Source organism: Chthonobacter albigriseus, from assembly GCF_013839445.1.
In the GTDB taxonomy this organism is placed as follows: domain Bacteria; phylum Pseudomonadota; class Alphaproteobacteria; order Rhizobiales; family Pleomorphomonadaceae; genus Chthonobacter; species Chthonobacter albigriseus.
Genome location: NZ_JACDIT010000001.1, coordinates 1,302,752 through 1,321,934 on the forward strand (window position 1 = coordinate 1,302,752; position 19,183 = coordinate 1,321,934).

Here is a 19,183-nt window from a genome sequence, read left to right on the forward strand (position 1 = left end):
ATGGATTTGTATGACACTGTCGTTCACGCTCTCGAAACCAGGGGGAGTTTTCGATGGTCAGGGCCGCGTTGTTTCGCTTCGCGAAGAAGAAGAATGGTAATGCTCTGGTGTCGTTCAGCCTGGTGATGCCCGTCCTGCTCGGCACGGTGGGCATGGCCGTCGACGTCTCCATGTGGGTGAAGCAGCGGGACGGCCTCCAGGCTGTTGCGGACGCCGCCGCCCTGGCCGCGGCACGGACGCTGAACGGCTCCGGCTCGTCCACGGTCCTGCAGGCCGCTGCGTTGCAGGCGGCACGGGACAGCGCAACGGCAATCAGCGCCAGCGCCACGGCGGTCCCGACCGCCGACCCCGCCACCGGCAAGGTTTCGGTGGAGGTCACCGAACCGGCCCTCATCTCCTTCGGCTCGGTGGTCGGCATCCGGCCGTTCGACCTCAAGGCCGTTGCCAAGTCCGAGGTCGGCCTCGCCAAGGCGCGGACCTGCATCCTGGCTCTCGACGAGGACGCCAAGACGGGCGTTTCCATAACCGGCAGCGGCACCTTCAAGGCCGTCGGGTGCCGCGTCCATTCCAACGCGACGTCGGACCAGTCGATCGTGGTCGGCGGCGACGCCGACGTGACGGTCTCCAACATGTGCGCGGCCGGCAAGACGGTGATCAACGGATCCTCGGCCACCATCGAGGGGACCCGGCGCGACGGCTGCGGCGCCCTCGACGACCCGCTCGCCTCCACCACGCAACCGACCGACGAAAAATGCGACTACAAGGACTATCAGATCGTCAGCCAGGGCAGCGTGACACTCAATCCCGGCACCTATTGCGGCGGCCTGCGTGCTTCGGCCAAGGGCGACATCACCCTCAACCCCGGCATCTACATCATCAAGAACGGCCCGATGAAGCTGACCGCGGACGTGACCGTGACCGGCGACAACATCGGCCTGTTCCTGACCGGCAGCAAGGCGACGGGCGAGATCTCCGGCCAGGCGGACGTCCACCTCTCCGCCTCGGACGCCGGACCCATGGCCGGCATCGTCCTCGCCTCCGATCGGGCCCAAACCGGCAACAACCTGGAAACCCGCATCAGCGGCGGCGCTTCGCTCGACCTTGCCGGCTCGGTCTACTTGCCGAAGCAGTCGCTGGTCTGGCGCGGCAACAGCCGCAGCGACGACCCGTCCCGCGTGACGCAGATCATCGCCGCCAACGTGGATATCGCCGGCACCGCGGACATCGTCTTCGAGACGATCTTCGAAAGTGAGAACTACCCGCCGATCGAGACGGTGGCCTGGATGCCCTACCTGACGCAGTGACGACCGGCGCTCAGGCGCCGCCGTCCTCGGCGAGGGCCTTGCGCGCCGCCTCCCGGTGCCGGTCGTGGATATGCGAGCGCACCATGGCGATCGCCGCGGCGAGCACGGTGACGTCGTCGCCGAAGCCGAGCCCGAGGATGAAGTCGGGCACGATATCGAAGGGCACGACGAAATAGGCGAGCGCGGCAAGCAGGGTGCCGCGCACCTTGACCGGGGTCTTCGGATCCATCGCGCAATAGTAGGCGGCGACCACCTCGTCCATGAACGGCACCGATCGCGCCGCCTTCTTGGCCACGCGCCAGAAATCGCGCCGGACCCGGCGTTCGCGGGTGCCTTCCGGGCCGATGATCTCCGGATCGTCGTAGTGCCGCGTCGCCATCCCGTCCGTCCTTCCCGTTCACAAGACCTGCCGACGTCCAACATGGGTCGCCGTCCGCCGCCCCGCAAGGTGTGTTCCGGCTTGGCGGCAGCGCAGGCTGCCGCTACATCAGCGGCTCGGCGGACGAAAGGGCGACGGCGTGACGGACCACAAGGCGGACGGCGGCAACGGGAACCCGGCGGCGAACGGACGCCGGCGCGCGCGCCTCGCCGCGGCCGCCAGGCGCCGCCCGGTCCGCACTCTGCTCGCCGGCACGGCCGGTCTCAGCCTCGTCCTCTTTCTCTTCCCGGGCGTCGACCTCTGGATCACCGGCCTCTTCCACGGCGGGCCGGGCCAGCCCCAGTTTCCAGCCGCCGAGATCGCCTTCCTGAAGGACCTTCGCGCGCTCGGCACGGAGACGATGCGCCTCCTGGTGATCGCCGTGCTGGTCTCGCTGATCGGCCCCTTCCTCTTCTCCGGCCAGCGCGTGCTGTTCAAGCCGCGCGCCGCGGTGTTCCTGGCGATGGGACTGGTGCTGGGACCCGGACTGCTGGTCAACGTGCTCCTGAAGGGCTTCTGGGGCCGCGCCAGGCCCGTCCAGGTCATCGACTTCGGCGGGGACCATCCGTTCTCCGCGCCCTGGGTGATCGCCGGCAACTGCGACTGGAACTGCTCCTTCGTCTCCGGCGAGGCGTCCTCGTCCATGTTCCTGGTCGCCCTCGCCCTCGTCGGCCCGCGCGCCTGGCGCACGGCCGTGGCGACGGCCGCGGTGGTCTTTTCGATCGTGATGTCGCTCAACCGCATCGCCTTCGGCGGGCACTTCTTCTCCGACGTGGTGCTGGCCTGGGCGCTGACCCTCCTCGTCATCCTCATCGCCCACCGGATCGTCTACGCCCCGTCGAGCCCCTTCACCGACGAGCGGATCGCAGGCGCCCTGGGCGCGGCAGGAGACCGCACGCGCCGGATTCTGGTCGGATTCGCCGGCCGCGCCGCGGACCGTGTGCGACGTCTCGCCGGCCGCTTCCGCTAAGCGGTTTTCCGGGTCCGATCGGCCTTGCGCCGGAAGGCTATCCGGTTAAAGTGCGCGCCGATCCGGCCGGGCCGCGCCCCGGTCAACTCCCGAGACCCCAGACCAGAGCGGAAGCCGCCGCTGCGCGGTTCCAATCGGAGATCCCATGAAGAAGGGCGACATCAAGAAGGTAGTCCTCGCCTATTCCGGCGGCCTCGACACCTCCATCATCCTGAAGTGGCTGCAGACCGAACTCGGAGCGGAGGTCGTCACCTTCACCGCCGACCTCGGCCAGGGCGAGGAGCTGGAGCCGGCGCGCCGCAAGGCCGAGATGCTCGGCATCAAGGAGATCTACATCGAGGACGTGCGCGAGGAGTTCGTGCGCGACTTCGTGTTCCCGATGTTCCGCGCCAACGCCGCCTACGAAGGCGTCTACCTGCTCGGCACCTCGATCGCCCGTCCGCTGATCTCCAAGCACCTGATCGACATCGCGAAGAAGACCGGCGCCGACGCCATCGCCCACGGCGCCACCGGCAAGGGCAACGACCAGGTCCGCTTCGAGCTCTCCGCCTACGCGCTGAACCCGGACATCAAGATCATCGCGCCCTGGCGCGACTGGGCCTTCAAGAGCCGCACCGACCTGCTGGACTTCGCCGAGAAGCACCAGATCCCGGTCGCCAAGGACAAGAAGGGCGAGGCGCCCTTCTCGGTGGACGCCAACCTGCTGCACTCCTCCTCGGAAGGAAAGGTGCTGGAGGATCCGGCCGTGGAGGCGCCCGAGTACGTCCACATGCGCACGATCTCGCCGGAGGCCGCGCCCGACAAGGCGACGGTGATCAAGGTGGGATTCGAGCGCGGCGACGCGGTGTCGATCAACGGCGAGCGGCTGTCGCCGGCGACCCTGCTTGCCCGCCTCAACGACTACGGCCGCGACAACGGCATCGGCCGCCTCGACCTCGTTGAGAACCGCTTCGTCGGCATGAAGAGCCGCGGCGTCTACGAGACCCCGGGCGGCACCATCCTGCTCGCCGCCCACCGGGCGATGGAGAGCATCACGCTCGACCGCGGCGCGGCTCACCTCAAGGACGAGCTGATGCCGAAATACGCCGAGCTGATCTACTACGGCTTCTGGTTCTCCCCCGAGCGCGAGATGCTGCAGGCCCTGATCGACAAGAGCCAGGAGCACGTGGAGGGCGAGGTCACGCTGAAGCTCTACAAGGGCAACGTGATGGTGACCGGCCGCGAGAGCCCCAAGAGCCTCTACTCCAACACGCTGGTCACCTTCGAGGACGACCAGGGCGCCTACGACCAGAAGGACGCGGCAGGGTTCATCAAGCTGAACGCGCTCAGGCTCAGGACGCTGGCGAAGCGGAATAGGGGGTAGCTGACCGTCGGCGGAGCGCGTTCGCTGGGCCGGCTCGCATCCCCAGCAACCGGATCCGTCAAGGTTCGTTGGCTGTTCATTCGGTTGACGTGCATTCGCCAAAGCAGGTTCACCGACGATCCGTAGTTTCCCCGTCTCGGACAGAAACGGGGAGACCGACAATGACCATCCGCATCCAGAACGAGATAACGCGTCGCGGCCTGCTGCGCGGCGCCGCGACCGGCACGCTCGCCCTCGCTGGCACGCTCGCCATGCCGGCCTACGTGCGAGCCCAGTCCCGACCGATCATCACCCACGGCCTGCAGTCGGGCGACATCGGCGCAACGCACGGGGTCATGTGGGCGCGCGCCGACCGCCCGTCCAAGGCCATCATCGAATGGTCGACCACGGAAAGCTTCGCCGATGCCCGTCGCCTGCCCGCGCTCGACGCCCTTCCGGAGACCGACTACGCCGTGAAGATCCTCGCCGAGGGCCTGCCGGCCGATCAGCAGGTCTTCTGGCGCGTCCAGTTCCACGATCTCGCCGACATCAATGCGGTGTCCGAGCCGATGACCGCGTCGTTTCGGACCGCGCCGACGGAAAAGCGCGAGGTCAGCTTCGTCTGGTCCGGCGACACGGCCGGCCAGGGCTGGGGCATCGACGAAGACCGCGGCGGCATGACGATCTACGCGACCATGCTGAAGCACCGCCCCGACTTCTTCATCCACTCCGGCGACACCGTCTACGCCGACGGCCCGATGAAGGAGACCGTCGACCTGAAGGACGGCACGGTCTGGAAGAACGTGATGATCGAGGAGAAGGCGGAGGTCGCCGAGTCGCTCGCCGACTTCCGCGGCCAGTACAAGTACAACATGATGGACAGGAACGTGCAGGCGTTCAACGCGGCCGTGCCGATGCTCGCCCAGTGGGACGACCACGAAGTCACCAACAACTGGTCGCCGTCCAAGACGCTCGACGAGCGCTATGGCGAGAAGTCGGTCTACGTACTCGCCGCCCGCGCCGCCCGCGCCTTCCACGAGATGATGCCCACCGCCACCAGCCTTTCGGAGCCGCAGCGCATCTACCGGAAGGTGGCCTACGGCCCGCTGCTCGACGTCTTCTTCATCGATATGCGGACCTATCGCGCCGCCAACTCGGACAACACCCAGCCGCAGGAAGGCGCGGAGACGGTGTTCCTCGGCGCCGATCAGCGCGCCTGGCTCAAGCAGGAGCTCAAGGCTTCTCGCGCGACCTGGAAGGTCATCGCGGCCGACATGCCGCTCGGCCTGATCGTTTGGGACGACGGCAAGAACAAGAAGGGTTCCGAGGCGATCGCCAATGCGGACAACGGGCCGGCAGCGGGTCGCGAACTCGAGTTCGCCGATCTCCTGAAGTTCATCAAGGATGAGCGGATCCTCAACACCGTCTGGCTGACGGCGGACGTGCACTATACGGCCGCTCACTACTACAGCCCGGAGAAGGCGGCCTTCCAGGACTTCGAACCGTTCTGGGAATTCGTCTCCGGCCCGCTGCATGCCGGCACCTTCGGTCCGAACGACCTCGACATGACCTTCGGCCCCGAAGTCCGCTACGTGAAGGCGCCGACGCCCGAGCAGGGCGCCAACCTGCCGCCGTCGATGGGCCTGCAGTTCTACGGCCACGTGAGGATCGCGCCGGACAGCGAAGTGATGACGGTCACGCTGCGCGACGTCGCCGACGCGGACCTCTGGTCGATCGATCTGGAGCCGAAGCGGGCGAGCTGACCAGCCGCAAGGGTTCGGAATCAAGAAAGGGCGGGATCACTCCCGCCCTTCGTGCATCAGGCTCGGTGAACCGCCCTCAGGCCGCCGCTTCCTTGGACCGCTCCGCCTTCTTGCGGTCGTTCGGGTCAAGGATGGCCTTGCGCAGGCGGATGGACTTCGGGGTCACTTCCACCAGTTCGTCGTCCTGGATCCAGGAGAGTGCGCGCTCCAGCGTCATGCGGATCGGCGGGGTGAGGCGCACGGCCTCGTCCTTGCCGGCGGCGCGGACGTTGGTGAGCTTCTTGCCCTTGAGGACGTTGACCTCGAGGTCGTTCTCGCGGGTGTGCTCGCCGACGATCATGCCCTGGTAGACCTTCCAGCCGGGCTCGATCATCATCGGACCACGGTCTTCCAGGTTCCATAGCGCATAGGCGACCGCCTCGCCCGCCTCGTTGGCGATCAGCACGCCGTTGCGGCGGCCGGCGATCTCGCCCTTGAAGGGGGCGTAGGCGTGGAACAGGCGGTTCATGATCGCGGTGCCGCGGGTGTCGGTGAGGAGCTCCGACTGGTAGCCGATCAGGCCGCGGGTCGGTGCGTAGAACACCAGCCGCTGGCGATTGCCGCCGGACGGGCGCATCTCCACCATGTCGGCGCGGCGCTCGCTCATCTTCTGCACGACGACGGAGGAGTATTCCTCGTCGACGTCGATCACGACCTCCTCGATCGGCTCCAGCGTTTCGCCGGTGGCCTCGTCCTTCTGGTAGACCACGCGCGGACGCGACACGGCGATCTCGAAGCCCTCGCGGCGCATCGTCTCGATCAGCACCGCGAGCTGCAGTTCGCCGCGGCCGGACACGAAGTAGCTGTCCTTCTCCGAGCTTTCCTCGATCTTCAGCGCGACGTTGCCCTCGGCCTCCTTGAACAGGCGGTCGCGGATGACGCGGCTGGTGACCTTGTCGCCCTCGGTGCCGGCAAGCGGCGAATCGTTGACGATGAAGCTCATGGTGACGGTCGGCGGGTCGATCGGCTGCGCCTTCAGGGGCTCGGTGACCTCGAGCGCGCAGAAGGTGTCGGCCACGGTGCCCTTGGTGAGACCGGCGATCGCGACAATGTCGCCGGCTTCGCCGAGCTCGATGGCCGTCCGCTCGATGCCGCGGAAGGCGAGGATCTTGGAGATGCGGCCCTGCTCGACGAGGCTGCCGTCCTGCGCCAGGACCTTGAAGGCCTGGTTCGGCTTGACGGTTCCGGCGGTGATGCGGCCGGTGATCATGCGGCCGAGGAAGGGGTTCGCCTCCAGGAGCGTACCGATCATCTTGAAGGGCGCGCCCTCCTCCACGGTCGGCTCCGGCACGTGACGAAGCACCAAGTCGAACAGCGGCGCCATGCCCTGGTCCTGCGGACCCTCCGGGCTTTCGGCGAACCAGCCGTTGCGGCCGGAACCGTAGAGGATCGGGAAGTCGAGCTGGTCGTCGTTCGCGTCGAGGTTGGCGAAGAGATCGAAGACCTCGTTGATCACCTCCTGCGCGCGGGCGTCGGAGCGATCGACCTTGTTGATCACCACGATCGGGCGGAGGCCGACCTTGAGCGCCTTGCCGACCACGAACTTGGTCTGCGGCATCGGGCCTTCGGCCGCGTCGACCAGAACGATCGCGCCGTCCACCATGTTGAGGATGCGCTCCACCTCGCCGCCGAAGTCGGCGTGGCCCGGGGTGTCGACGATGTTGATGCGCGTGTCCTTCCAGACCACCGAGGTGGCCTTGGCGAGGATGGTGATGCCGCGCTCCTTCTCAAGGTCGTTGCTGTCCATCACGCGTTCGGCGACGCGCTGGTTCTCCCGGTAGGAGCCGGACTGCTTGAGCAGCTCGTCCACCAGCGTGGTCTTGCCGTGGTCGACGTGCGCGATGATGGCGATGTTGCGAAGCTTCATGACGGTTCCGGAAAAATGGGCGACGGCCCGGGAGTGCGTCACCGGGCCGTCCTGTTGCGCCGCACTATACGAATCTTCGTGACGGGAGCAAGAAAATTGGAATGAAAGGTAGGAAAAGAGCCCCGTCGCGGTAAAGAGGATCGCCGCGGCGGTCGATTTTCCAAGACCTTGAGGGCTCCTGCGCAAGATTTGCGCAGGACGTCGGGCACGACCGGCCTCAGGCCGCACCGGCCGCAGGGCGTCCGTAACCGTCGATGCCGAGCAGGAAGCGCAGATCCGGCCGGTCCTTCGCAACGTCGGCGATGGTGTAGCTGTCGAGCACCTGGAAGAACGCGCCGAGTGCCTCACGCAGGATGCGATTGTACTCGCAGCTCTGCGTCAGCGGACAGTCGTGGCCGTTCTCGTCGAAGCAGTCGGCGAGGATGAAGGTCTCCTCCGCCGCCCGCACCACCGCGCCGACGGTAATGTCCTCCGCCGGCTTGGCGAGCTTCAGGCCGCCGTGACGGCCGCGCAGCGTCTGCACGAAGCCGTTGTCCACCAGCACCTTCAGGATCTTGAACAGGTGCGTCTCCGACATGTCGAAGCTGGACGCGATGTCCGCCACCCGGCTCGGCACGTCCGGATTGGCCGCGCAGTAGAGCAGGATGCGGATCGAGTAGTTGGTCGCTTGGGTCAGGCGCATGACCGACAGATAGGATTAGTTGAGCGGCAAGGTCAAGGTTGGACCCGTTCCAAACTGGCACCGGACCACCGTTATTTTTGACCGTCCTTCAGATACGCCGCGAAGGCCTCCGCATAGTCGGGGTGCCAGCGCGACAGCGGCGGCCGATTGAGCACGATGTCGTCGGCCGCCCAACGGATCCGCTTCTCGTCGAGCGGCCGCGCCACGTCGTTGTCCGGGCAGAGGATGTAGAAGTCGCCGGCCGCCATGGCGTCGAGCATGAAGTCGACCACCTGCTCCGGCATCCAGGCGCCGGCAGGCTTCACCTGCGTATGCACGCGGGTGAAGCCGGTGAACGTGAAGCCGGGGATCAGGAGATGCGCGGTCACCGGGCAGTCCGGCCGGTTGCGCAGCTCGTGGGCGAGCGCCTCCGTCACCACCTTCACGCCCGCCTTGGAGACGTTGTAGGCCGTGTCGCCCGGCGGCGTGGTGATGCCCTGCTTGGACCCGGTGACGATTACCGCACCCGCCGCGCCGCGCTCTATCATGCCGGGCACGAACACCTGCACCATGTTGACGACGCCGAAGAGGTTGGTGTCGATCGTCGCCTGCCAGCGCGCCGGATCGGCGAAAAGCGCGCCGCCGCCTTCCCGCCCCGCGTTCGGCATCAGCACGGTGACTGGCCCGAGCCGCGCCTCGACGGCGTCCTTGAGGGCTTCCACGGCGGCGCGGTTCGATACGTCGGTGACGACGGCGGTCACCCGGTCCGCCGACCCGGCTGCCGCCGCGACAGCGGCCCGCGCCTCTTCCAACAGGACTTCGTTGATGTCGGCGAGCGCCACCTTGAGGCCGAGACCCGCGAAGCGCTCGGCGGCGGCGCGGCCGATGCCGCTCGCCCCGCCCGTGATGACCGCGACGCCGTCGCGGGTGAAGGCGGGATGCTGATCGGCCATGGGATGCGTCCTTGTCTCACGAAGCGGCGAACGGTTCGCTCCGACATATGCGATCCGCACTGCAACAAGGAAGGGGGATCGTCAGCGCGCCTTGAGATGGCCGACCAGTCGGGCCGAGCGCCGGACCACGGTCAGGGCCGAACCGATCGCCACGACCCAGAGCGCGACGGTGAGTACCGCGCCGTGCGCGCCGAACAGCGGTTCCAGCAGGCTGGCGAGGGCCGCCGCCGTCACCACCGCCATCCGGTGCTGCTTGGCCATCGGCCCGGAGAAGTCGCCCGGCGCGCCGACCGCCCGGCCGAGTTCACGCACATAGGCGGTGAAGATCGCGAGCGCCGCCGCCGCGAATCCGAGCGCCGGCTCGCCGGTGCCGAGCCCGACGCCGGCGAGGATCAGGAGATCGGCGACCCGGTCCGGGAACTCGTTCCAGAACGGCCCGTCCGGCCCCGCCTTGCCGCCCTCCAGCGCGATCATCCCGTCGAACAGGTTGCAGAGCAGCCGCAGCTGGCAACCGAGCGCGGCGAGCACCAGCAACGCCGCCCGTCCGAAGCCGCCCGTTTCCCCGGCAAACCAGAACGCGCCCCCCGCCAGCGCAGCCGCCGCCATGCTCGCCTGCGACACCTGATTGGGCGTGACCCCGGACGCGGCGAGCCGGGCCGCGAAGGCCTTTGCCCAAGGCGTGTCGCGGCTCGCGATCGGCCGCCGGTCGCCTGATGCCGCCACTTCGCTCCCCCGCGCCGTTCACAGCCTCGATAGAGGATACGCGACCTGCCGAGGTCCGCGCCAGATGTTCGCTGCCCAGAGGACGACAAGTGGATACGTCGGCAACTGCGCCGCTGGAGTTATTTAGGCCTGATGTGCTCCGAACCGGTTCCTCACACGAACTGGCCGTGGCAGTGCTTGAACTTCTTGCCGGAGCCGCAGGGGCAGGGTTCGTTGCGGCCGACGACGCCCCAGGTGGAGGGGTCGTTGGGATCGCGGGCGGGAGCGCGGCCCTCTTCCTCGAACATGGTCTGCAGCAGCGGCGCGGCGGCGAGCGCGAACTCGTCCTCGCCGGTGTCCGGGTTGAGGTGGTGCGGCGCCATCCCCCGATCGTCGAAGGCCGGCGGCGGCGGCGCTTCGCGCTGGACGAGTTCCACCCGCGACAGCTGGGCGGTGGTGTTCTGGCGCAGCTGCGTCAACAGCCCCTCGAAGAGCGTGAACGCCTCGGTCTTGTACTCGTTGAGCGGATCGCGCTGGGCGTAGCCGCGGAAGCCGACCACCGAGCGGAGGTGGTCGAGATGGGCCAGATGCTCGCGCCAGAGATGGTCGAGCGTCTGAAGAAGGAAGGCCTTCTCCACCTGCCGCATCACCTCGCCGCCGAAGCGCTGTTCCTTGTCGGCGAACAGCTCGTCGGAGGCTTTCTTCAGCCGCTCCTCGATCTCCTGGTCGGCGATCCCCTCTTCCTTGGCCCATTCGTCCACGGGAAGGTCGAGGTTGAGCTGGGCCTTGACGTCCTCCTTGAGGCCGTCGACGTCCCACTGCTCGGCGTAGGCGTTCTCCGGGATCCGCTTGGCGACGATGTCGGCGATCACGTCGTGGCGCATCTCCGCGACCGTTTCCGACACGTTGTCGTCGGTCATCAGCTCGATGCGCTGCTCGAAGATCACCTTGCGCTGGTCGTTCATCACGTTGTCGAACTTGAGAAGGTTCTTGCGGATGTCGAAGTTGCGCGCCTCGACCTTCTGCTGCGCCTTCTCCAGCGCCTTGTTGATCCAGGGATGGATGATCGCCTCGCCCTCCTTGAGGCCGAGCTTCTGCAGCATCCCGTCCATGCGGTCGGAGCCGAAGATGCGCATCAGGTCGTCCTGGAGCGACAGGTAGAAGCGGCTGTGGCCGGGATCGCCCTGGCGACCGGAGCGGCCGCGCAGCTGGTTATCGATGCGCCGGCTCTCGTGCCGCTCGGTGCCGATCACGAACAGGCCGCCCGCGGCGAGCGCCTTGTCCTTCAGCCTGGACACGTCCTCGCGGATCTTCGCCTCGCGGGCGTCGCGCTCCGGACCGGGCGGCACCTCGGCGAGCTCGCGGGCGATCCGCATGTCGGCGTTGCCGCCGAGCTGGATGTCGGTGCCGCGGCCGGCCATGTTGGTGGCGATGGTCACCGCGCCCGGCACACCGGCCTGGGCGATGATATAGGCCTCCTGCTCGTGGTAGCGGGCGTTCAGCACCTGGAAGACCAGTTCGCCGTCGTCCCCGTCGAACAGGACGTCGAACTCCTTCTGGGTGAAGCCGCTCTGCGACAGCATGCGGGCGAGCGTCTCGGATTTCTCGATCGAGGTGGTGCCGACGAGGACCGGCTGGCCGCGCCCCTTGGCTTCCTTGATCGTCTCGATGATCGCCTTGTACTTCTCCTCGACCGTCCGGTAGACCTCGTCGTCGTCGTCCTGGCGCGCGACGGGCCGGTGGGTCGGGATTTCCAGCACTTCCAGGCCGTAGATGTCGGCAAACTCGTCCGCTTCCGTCGCCGCCGTTCCGGTCATGCCGGCAAGCTTGTCGTACATGCGGAAATAGTTCTGGAAGGTGATCGAGGCGAGCGTCTGGTTCTCCGGCTGGATGCGGACGTGCTCCTTGGCCTCCAGTGCCTGGTGCAGGCCGTCCGAATAGCGCCGGCCCGGCATCATGCGGCCGGTGAACTCGTCGATGATGACGACCTCGCCGCCCTTGACGATGTAGTCCTTGTCGCGCTGGAACAGCCGGTGCGCCCGGAGCGCCTGGTTGATGTGGTGGACGACGGAGACGTTCTCCACGTCATAGAGCGCGCCGCCCTTCAGGATCCCCGCCTCCTTGAGGCGCTTCTCCAGCTTCTCGGTGCCCGCCTCGGTGAAGATCGCCGTGCGCTGCTTCTCGTCCACCTCGTAGTCCTCCGGCGTCAGGCCCGGGATGAAGGTGTCGATGGTGTTGTAGAAGTCGGAGCGGTCGTCCAGCGGGCCGGAGATGATCAGCGGCGTCCGCGCCTCGTCGACAAGGATGGAGTCCACCTCGTCGACGATCGCGAAATTGTGTCCGCGCTGGACCATCTGGTTGCGCTCGTACTTCATGTTGTCGCGCAGATAGTCGAAGCCGAGCTCGTTGTTGGTGGCGTAGGTGATGTCGCAGGCATAGGCCGCCCGCCGCTCGTCGTCGTTGAGCCCGTGCACGATGACGCCGGTCGAAAGTCCCAGGAAGCCGTAGATCCGGCCCATCCACTCGCTGTCGCGCTTGGCGAGGTAGTCGTTGACCGTGACCACGTGGACGCCCTTGCCGGAGAGGGCGTTGAGGTAGGTGGCGAGCGTGGCGACGAGCGTCTTGCCCTCGCCCGTCTTCATCTCGGCGATGTCGCCGTCGTTGAGCACCATGCCGCCGATCAGCTGGACGTCGAAGTGCCGCTGGCCGAGCACGCGCCGCGCCGCTTCGCGCACGGTGGCGAAGGCCGGGACGAGCAGGTCGTCCACGCTGGCGCCGTTGGCGATCTGCTGGCGGAAGTCGGCGGTGCGCGCCTTCAACTGCTCGTCGGTGAGCGCCTGGACCTCGGGCTCCAACGCATTGATGGCCGCCACCCGCGGCCGGTAACCCTTGACGCGGCGATCATTCGCCGATCCGAACAGCTTACGCGCGATTGCGCCGAGGCCGACCATGGCAGCCAATCCCTTCGTGACTAGGCGGACCCGGCGCACCGATGGGCGGCGGCCGTCCGCAAAAAACCTTGTGCTTCGGCAATGTCGGAAGGATCCGCTGACGGACAGAACCGCCGGCGACCGGACACGCCGGGCCGCTTGAGGCGGGAGGGCCGGAGCGTCGGGCAAGGGCGCCACCGGTCTGTCGACCGCTTCATCGGCCCGAACCTACCTATGTTGGGGCCCTCGCGATGTCAACGTCGCCGGACTTCCGCCGGTTTCCAGACGGGCGGGAACTTTCGCCCGCGCCCAAAGGTCCGCACGGCCTGTGACGAACCCGCCTTTCGCGTGCCCCAAAGGCACTGTATACGCCTCTGCGAGACGTGAAGGACGCTCCGGCCCGCGGCGGACCCGCCGGACAGGAGCCGACCCGGGGCATGCCGAATTAAGAAGAGGACCGGACCAGACATGACGATCGCACTTCTTCGCCGCGCGGTGGCCCCGCTCGGCGCCGCCGCTCTGGCGGCCCTCCTCGCCTCCGGTGCGGCCTTCGCCGCGGACGGCGAGGTGCTTGCCCGCGTCAACGGCAAGGACATCACCAAGACCGAGGTCGACCTCGCCGCCACCGTGTTCGGCGAGCAGCTGCAGCAGGTTCCGGAGAACGCGCGGCAGTCGATCGTGCTCGACGCGCTGGTGGAGATGCACGTGATCGCCGACGCCGCCGAGAAGGACGGCCTCGCCGAGAGCAAGACCTATAAGGAACGCATGGTGTTCCTCACCGCGCAGGCGCTGCGCAACACCTACATCGAGGAGAAGATCCAGAACGCCGTCTCCGAGGACGAGCTGAAGGCCCGCTACGAGAAGGATGTCGCCGGCTACGAGCCGCCGGAGGAGGTCAAGGCCAGCCACATCCTGGTCAAGACCGAGGACGAGGCCAAGCAGGTCATCAAGGATCTCGACGCCGGCGGCGACTTCGCCAAGATCGCCTCGGAAAAGTCGCTCGACCCGGGCTCCAAGGCCACCGGCGGCGACCTCGGCTACTTCGGCAAGGGCCAGATGGTCCCCGAGTTCGAAACCGCCGCCTTCGGCCAGGAGGCCGGCGCCTACACCAAGACCCCGGTGAAGACGCAGTTCGGCTTCCATGTCATCAAGACGGTAGAGAAGCGCAAGCAGCCGGTCCCGGCCTTCGCCGACGTGCGCGAGCAGATCGCCCAGGTCGTCCAGCGCGAGAAGTACCAGCAGGTGATCGGCGACCTGAAGAAGGCCGCCACCATCGAGATGCTGAACCAGCCTGCCGCCCCGGCCGAGGGTGCCGCCCCCGCCGATCCGGCGGCTCCCGCTCCGGCGCCGGCGCAGTAAGCTTCGCCGGCCCGCCGCAAGGGCCGCTGTTCCACGCGACAAAGGCCCCGGGGCCAACGTCCCGGGGCCTTTTTGCATGCCGGGACGGGCGCCGGCGGTCACATCTCGGATCTCACAACTATGTGTTTTCCCGGTCCCCGGTTTCCTCGCTAGCCTTTTGCTCTGGCGATTGGGGAACCGGCACCGGGCTGAACGGGCGGTTCTCTCTCGTCGGGGGGAGGATTGGGGCGCCAGGCCCAAGGACCGCGTCGGCGACCGATCTCGACCTTTCCAGCTCACCACATCGAGGACCGCTCCGACGAAGAGCGACCCCCAAGGGAGTTCATTTCCATGCGAACGCTCGTGATCAACGGCGTCGGCCGCGAGGTCGACGTCGAGGACGACACGCCGCTGCTCTGGATCCTGCGCGACGACCTCCAGATGACCGGCACCAAGTTCGGCTGTGGCGCCGGCCTCTGCGGGGCCTGCACGGTCCACGTCGACGGCCAGGCCGTCCGCTCCTGCCAGACGCTGGTCGGCGACCTCGCCGGCACCGAGAAGATCGAGACCATCGAAGGCGTCGCCGGCAAGGCGGCCGAGGCGGTCAAGACGGCCTGGGCGGAGATCGAGGTCGCCCAGTGCGGCTACTGCCAGTCCGGCCAGATCATGTCCGCCGCGGCCCTGCTCGCCGCGACGCCGAAGCCCACCGACGAAGACATCACCGCCGCCATGGATGGCAACGTGTGCCGCTGCGCCACCTACCAGCGCATCCGCACCGCCGTCCATCGGGCCGCCGAAATCATGGAGGGCTGACCATGCTGCATTATCTCGACAAGCCGCTTGAAGCGGCACGCGGCGTGGCGGCTTCCCGTCGCGGATTCCTGAAGATCCTGGGCGGCGCCGGCGCCGGCCTGATCGTTGGCGCCATGCTGCCGCCCGGCAGCCTCGTCGGCGCGGCGAAGGCCGCGAACGGCGCCGATGCCGTGTTCAACCCGTTCGTGGAGATCGCACCGGACGGCGTCGTCACGGTCGTGATCAAGCATCTCGACAAGGGTCAGGGCATCGCCACGGGGCTCGCGACTCTGGTCGCCGAGGAACTCGACGCCGCGATCGAGCAGGTGAAGACCCGCTTCGCCCCGGCCGACAACGCCCGCTACGCCAACCTGATGTTCGGCATGCAGGGCACCGGCGGCTCCACCTCGATCGCCAACTCCTGGGAGCAGTACCGCACCGCCGGCGCCGTCGCCCGGGCGATGCTGATCGAGGCCGCTGCCAAGGCCTGGGGCGTTCCGGCCGCCGAGGTCACCGTCGCCGCCGGCAAGCTCTCCCACGCCTCGGGCAAGTCCGGTGGGTTCGGCGAGTTCGCCGACGCCGCGGCCGGCTTGACCGCGCCGGAGAAGCCGGCGCTGAAGAGCCCGGACCAGTGGGTCTACATCGGCAAGCGTTTCCCGCGCGTCGACGTGCCCAACAAGTCGTCCGGCGCGCCCGACACCTACGCCATGGACATCCACCAGGAGAACATGCTGGTGGTCGTGCTTGCCCGGCCGCCCAAGTGGGGTGCGACGGTGAAGTCCGTGAACGATGCCGCCGCCCGCGCCGTCAAGGGCGTGGTCGACGTCAAGTCCGGCCCCTTCGGCGTCGCGGTCTTCGCCGACAAGACCTGGCCCGCGATGAAGGCCCGCGATCTCCTGGAGGTGGAGTGGGACTTCGCCAAGGCCGAGACCCGCGGCACCGCCGAACTGGAAGCCGAGTACAAGGCTCTCCTGGAGCAGCCCGGGGCGATCGCCCGCGACGACGGCGGCATCGACGAGGCGCTCGCCGGCGCCGCGAAGGTGATCTCCTCGTCCTACGCCTTCCCCTACCTCGCCCACGCTCCGATGGAACCGCTCGACACCACCATCCTGGTGGAGGACGGTAAGGCCACCATCTGGACCGGCTCGCAGATGCCGACGGTGGACCAGGGCACCGCCGCCGCCATCCTGGGCCTCAAGCCCGAGCAGGTGGACGTGGTGACCCGCTGGGCGGGCGGCTCCTTCGGCCGCCGCGCCATCCTCGACGCCCACTACGTGGCGGAAGCCGCGCTGGTCGCCAAGGCCTGGGGCAAGCCGCAGCCGCTGAAGGTGGTCTGGACCCGCGAGGACGACATCAAGGGCGGCTACTACCGCCCGATGTACCTGCACCAGGTGAAGGCCGGCATCGACGCCAACGGCACCGTGGTCGGCTGGAAGCACGCCATCGTCGGCCAGTCGATCTTCGCCGGCACGGCGATGGAGAGCTACGTCGTCAAGGATGGCGTGGACGACTCGTCCGTGGAGGGCGTGCGCGACACCACTTACGGCGTGTCGAAGATGCGCGTGGATCTCCACTCGCCCAAGGTGGGCGTGCCCGTGCTCTGGTGGCGCTCGGTCGGCCACACCCACACCGCCTACGTGATGGAGACGATGATCGACGCGCTCGCCCGGGAGGCCGGCAAGGACCCGGTCGCCTACCGGCTCGAGCTGATCAAGGACGACCCCCGCAAGGTGGCCGTGCTGAAGCTGGCCGCGGAGAAGGCGGGCTGGTCGGACAAGCCGGCAGAAGGGCGCTATCGCGGCGTCGCGGTCCACAAGTCCTTCGGGACCTATGTGGCCGAGGTCGCCGAGATCTCCATGGACGGCGGCAGCGTCAAGGTGGAGAAGGTGACCTGCGCGGTCGACTGCGGCATCGCGGTCAACCCCGACAACATCAAAGCGCAGATGGAAGGCGGCATCGGCTTCGGCCTCGGCGCGGTTCTGCGAAACGGCATCACGCTGACCGAGGGCGCCGTCGACCAGGCGAACTTCGACACCTACGAGCCGATCCGCATCTCCGACATGCCGGAGGTGGAAGTGCACATCCTGCCGTCGGCCGAAGCGCCGTCCGGCGTCGGCGAGCCGGGCGTGCCGCCGATCGGACCGGCGGTGGCGAACGCCATCTTCCAGGCGACCGGCAAGCACCCGCTGAAGCTGCCGTTCTCCAACGGCGACTTCGTCTGACGTGAAGATCGGGTCCGGGCGGATGATGGATCCGCCCGGACCCGTTGCCTCGGCCCGTCGCGAAACCCCTCGCGGACGGTCCGTGAAGACGGAGGGGCACATGTGCGAAACCGCACATCCGCCCGGTCCGGTCCGCCCTAGAACGGTCCTCGTGAGCCCGCGCGACCCGCGCCGGCGAAAGACGAGGACAGACCGATGACCACCCTGACCGCCGCCGCCGGCCTTGCCGCCTTCGCCGCGCTGACCACGCCCGCCTATGGCGCCCCCGGCGATACCTGCGAGACGAACCGCATCAAGGGCTTCTACCGCCTCGAGGCGCTGGCGCCCTGGATGCCGGCAGCCGTCCGAGCACCCGCGAAGGCTGCGTGAGACCGTCCGATCAGAGCGCGACGATGGCGATCAGCGTGCCGAGCTCCGGATCGTCGACCAGTGCCGCCGCCTCGGCCTGGGGCACCCAGGCGAGCGCCCGTTCGCCCTGCTCCTTCCAGCTCTTGGAGATCTTGCGGACCTCCAGCGCATAGACGTCCACGTTGGCGAGCTCGAAGTGGTCGTCCTTGCGCTTCCAGTAGCGGTATGAGCCGATCGGCTTGCGGGACATCCGGCCCCGCACGCCGGCCTCTTCAAAGGCCTCGATCGCGGCGGACTTGGCGTCGGATTTCCCTCTCATGGGCCAACCCTTGGGGATCACCGGCCGCAACGTCTCGCGCGAGGAGATCAGGAGCACGCGCGTCTGGCCGTCTTCGTCCCGCCGGAACGGAAGCGCGGCGACCTGCCGGACCTTCTTGGAGCGGTGCTTCTTCTTTCCCATCAGGATGAACGCGGGCCTCCGCTGCGCTGTTCCCCCGCCAAAGGGCGGCGAACGGGGTGGTTCGGCTCAGCCGACAAGGTCGGAGATCCAGTAGGTGAGCGCTGCAATCAAGGCAGCGCTGGGCAGCGTGACGATCCATGCGATGACGATGTTGCCGGCAAGGCCCCAGCGCACCGCCGACGTGCGCCGGGCTGCGCCGACGCCCACGATCGCGCCCGTGATGGTGTGCGTGGTGGAGACCGGAATGCCGAGATAGGTTGCCATGAACAGCGTGATCGCGCCGCCGGTTTCGGCGCAGAACCCCTGCATCGGGTTGAGGCGTGTGATCTTGGACCCCATTGTCTGCACGATCCGCCATCCGCCGAACAGGGTGCCGAGGCCCATCGCAGCCTGGCAGGAGATCACCACCCAGAACGGCACGTGGAAGCTGCCGCCGAGATAGCCCTGCGAATAGAGCAGCACGGCGATGATGCCCATCGTCTTCTGCGCGTCGTTGCCCCCGTGGCCGAGCGAGTAGAGCGACGCCGAGATGAACTGCAGCACGCGGAAGGTGCTGTCGACGGCGAACGGCGTCTGCCGCACGAAGATCCAGGTGACCAGGAGGATCAGCACCAGCGCCAGCACGAAGCCGGTGAGCGGCGACAGGACGATCGCAAAGGCCGTCTTCAGGACGCCCTGCCAGACGATCGCCTCGAGCCCCGTCTTGGCGAGCCCCGCCCCGATCATGCCGCCGACAAGCGCATGCGACGAGGACGAGGGGATACCGTAGTACCAGGTGACGAGGTTCCAGGTGATCGCGCCCGAGAGCGCGGCAAAGATCACCGTGGGATCGACGATCGCCGCGTCGATGATGCCCTTGCCGAGCGTTTCGGCCACGTGCAGGCCGAAGAACAGGAAGGCTATGAAGTTGAAGAAGGCCGCCCAGAACACCGCGTAATGTGGCCTGAGCACGCGCGTGGAGACGATGGTCGCGATCGAATTTGCCGCGTCGTGCAGGCCGTTCAGAAAGTCGAACAGCAGCGCGACCGCGATAAGCCCGACGAGCAGCGGAAAGGCGAGCGTGGCATCCATGGC

16 protein-coding genes are annotated in these 19,183 nt (G+C 67.7%); 8 read left to right on the forward strand and 8 right to left on the reverse strand.

Going from position 1 to position 19,183, the window contains the following annotated elements; all coding sequences use genetic code 11:
* Positions 1-53 precede the first annotated feature (53 nt).
* Positions 54-1,304, forward strand: coding sequence for a pilus assembly protein TadG-related protein (locus tag HZ321_RS05815; protein WP_181701080.1), 1,251 nt, complete (start codon positions 54-56; stop codon positions 1,302-1,304).
* 10 nt (positions 1,305-1,314) lie between these two features.
* Here HZ321_RS05815 and HZ321_RS05820 read toward each other — a convergent pair whose 3' ends face one another.
* A complete protein-coding gene (locus tag HZ321_RS05820; protein WP_181701082.1) occupies positions 1,315-1,683 on the reverse strand; it encodes a YkvA family protein in 369 nt (122 codons plus the stop codon).
* 139 nt (positions 1,684-1,822) lie between these two features.
* Here HZ321_RS05820 and HZ321_RS21910 point away from each other — a divergent pair, with 139 nt between their 5' ends.
* The 3 genes from HZ321_RS21910 to HZ321_RS05835 all read left to right on the forward strand — a co-directional run bounded on the left by HZ321_RS21910 (position 1,823) and on the right by HZ321_RS05835 (position 5,797).
* Positions 1,823-2,692 (forward strand): phosphatase PAP2 family protein, encoded by an 870-nt coding sequence (locus HZ321_RS21910; RefSeq protein ID WP_181701084.1) that lies wholly within the window; start codon positions 1,823-1,825, stop codon positions 2,690-2,692.
* A 145-nt stretch (positions 2,693-2,837) separates the two neighbouring features.
* Positions 2,838-4,055: an argininosuccinate synthase gene (locus HZ321_RS05830; protein ID WP_181701086.1), complete on the forward strand. Its 1,218-nt coding sequence runs from the start codon at positions 2,838-2,840 to the stop codon at positions 4,053-4,055.
* 161 nt (positions 4,056-4,216) lie between these two features.
* Positions 4,217-5,797: an alkaline phosphatase D family protein gene (locus tag HZ321_RS05835; protein WP_181701088.1), complete on the forward strand. Its 1,581-nt coding sequence runs from the start codon at positions 4,217-4,219 to the stop codon at positions 5,795-5,797.
* A gap of 76 nt (positions 5,798-5,873) precedes the next feature.
* On the opposite strand, the gene typA is transcribed toward HZ321_RS05835, so the two are convergent.
* The 5 genes from typA to secA form a co-directional block, all read right to left on the reverse strand.
* Positions 5,874-7,703, reverse strand: coding sequence for a translational GTPase TypA (typA, locus tag HZ321_RS05840; protein WP_181701090.1), 1,830 nt, complete (start codon positions 7,701-7,703; stop codon positions 5,874-5,876).
* Positions 7,704-7,920: 217 nt separating this feature from the next.
* Positions 7,921-8,385 carry an iron-responsive transcriptional regulator RirA gene (rirA, locus tag HZ321_RS05845; protein ID WP_181701092.1) on the reverse strand — a complete coding sequence of 155 codons (465 nt, stop codon included), beginning with the start codon at positions 8,383-8,385 and terminating at the stop codon, positions 7,921-7,923.
* A 71-nt stretch (positions 8,386-8,456) separates the two neighbouring features.
* Positions 8,457-9,317, reverse strand: a complete 861-nt coding sequence (locus HZ321_RS05850; protein WP_181701094.1) for an SDR family NAD(P)-dependent oxidoreductase — start codon at positions 9,315-9,317, stop codon at positions 8,457-8,459.
* 81 nt (positions 9,318-9,398) lie between these two features.
* On the reverse strand, positions 9,399-10,040 hold the full coding sequence (locus HZ321_RS05855) for a CDP-alcohol phosphatidyltransferase family protein (RefSeq protein ID WP_181701096.1): 642 nt from the start codon (positions 10,038-10,040) through the stop codon (positions 9,399-9,401).
* 152 nt (positions 10,041-10,192) lie between these two features.
* The gene (gene secA, locus HZ321_RS05860; RefSeq protein ID WP_181701103.1) at positions 10,193-12,970 is read right to left on the reverse strand and encodes a preprotein translocase subunit SecA; all 2,778 of its coding nucleotides are present in this window, start codon (positions 12,968-12,970) and stop codon (positions 10,193-10,195) included.
* Between the two features lie 447 nt (positions 12,971-13,417).
* Here secA and HZ321_RS05865 point away from each other — a divergent pair, with 447 nt between their 5' ends.
* The 4 genes from HZ321_RS05865 (at position 13,418) to HZ321_RS05880 (ending at position 17,670) form a co-directional block, all read left to right on the forward strand.
* Positions 13,418-14,308, forward strand: coding sequence for a peptidylprolyl isomerase (locus tag HZ321_RS05865; protein WP_181701105.1), 891 nt, complete (start codon positions 13,418-13,420; stop codon positions 14,306-14,308).
* 330 nt (positions 14,309-14,638) lie between these two features.
* Entirely contained in the window at positions 14,639-15,100 is a 462-nt protein-coding gene (locus HZ321_RS05870) for a (2Fe-2S)-binding protein (RefSeq protein ID WP_181701107.1), read from the forward strand.
* 2 nt (positions 15,101-15,102) lie between these two features.
* Positions 15,103-17,301: a xanthine dehydrogenase family protein molybdopterin-binding subunit gene (locus tag HZ321_RS05875; RefSeq protein ID WP_181701109.1), complete on the forward strand. Its 2,199-nt coding sequence runs from the start codon at positions 15,103-15,105 to the stop codon at positions 17,299-17,301.
* A 195-nt stretch (positions 17,302-17,496) separates the two neighbouring features.
* On the forward strand, positions 17,497-17,670 hold the full coding sequence (locus HZ321_RS05880; RefSeq protein WP_181701111.1) for a hypothetical protein: 174 nt from the start codon (positions 17,497-17,499) through the stop codon (positions 17,668-17,670).
* Between the two features lie 10 nt (positions 17,671-17,680).
* Here HZ321_RS05880 and HZ321_RS05885 read toward each other — a convergent pair whose 3' ends face one another.
* Both HZ321_RS05885 and HZ321_RS05890 read right to left on the reverse strand, forming a co-directional pair.
* Positions 17,681-18,109: an NUDIX hydrolase gene (locus tag HZ321_RS05885; RefSeq protein WP_181701113.1), complete on the reverse strand. Its 429-nt coding sequence runs from the start codon at positions 18,107-18,109 to the stop codon at positions 17,681-17,683.
* Between the two features lie 66 nt (positions 18,110-18,175).
* Positions 18,176-19,180, reverse strand: a complete 1,005-nt coding sequence (locus HZ321_RS05890; protein WP_181701115.1) for an inorganic phosphate transporter — start codon at positions 19,178-19,180, stop codon at positions 18,176-18,178.
* Positions 19,181-19,183: the final 3 nt, after the last annotated feature.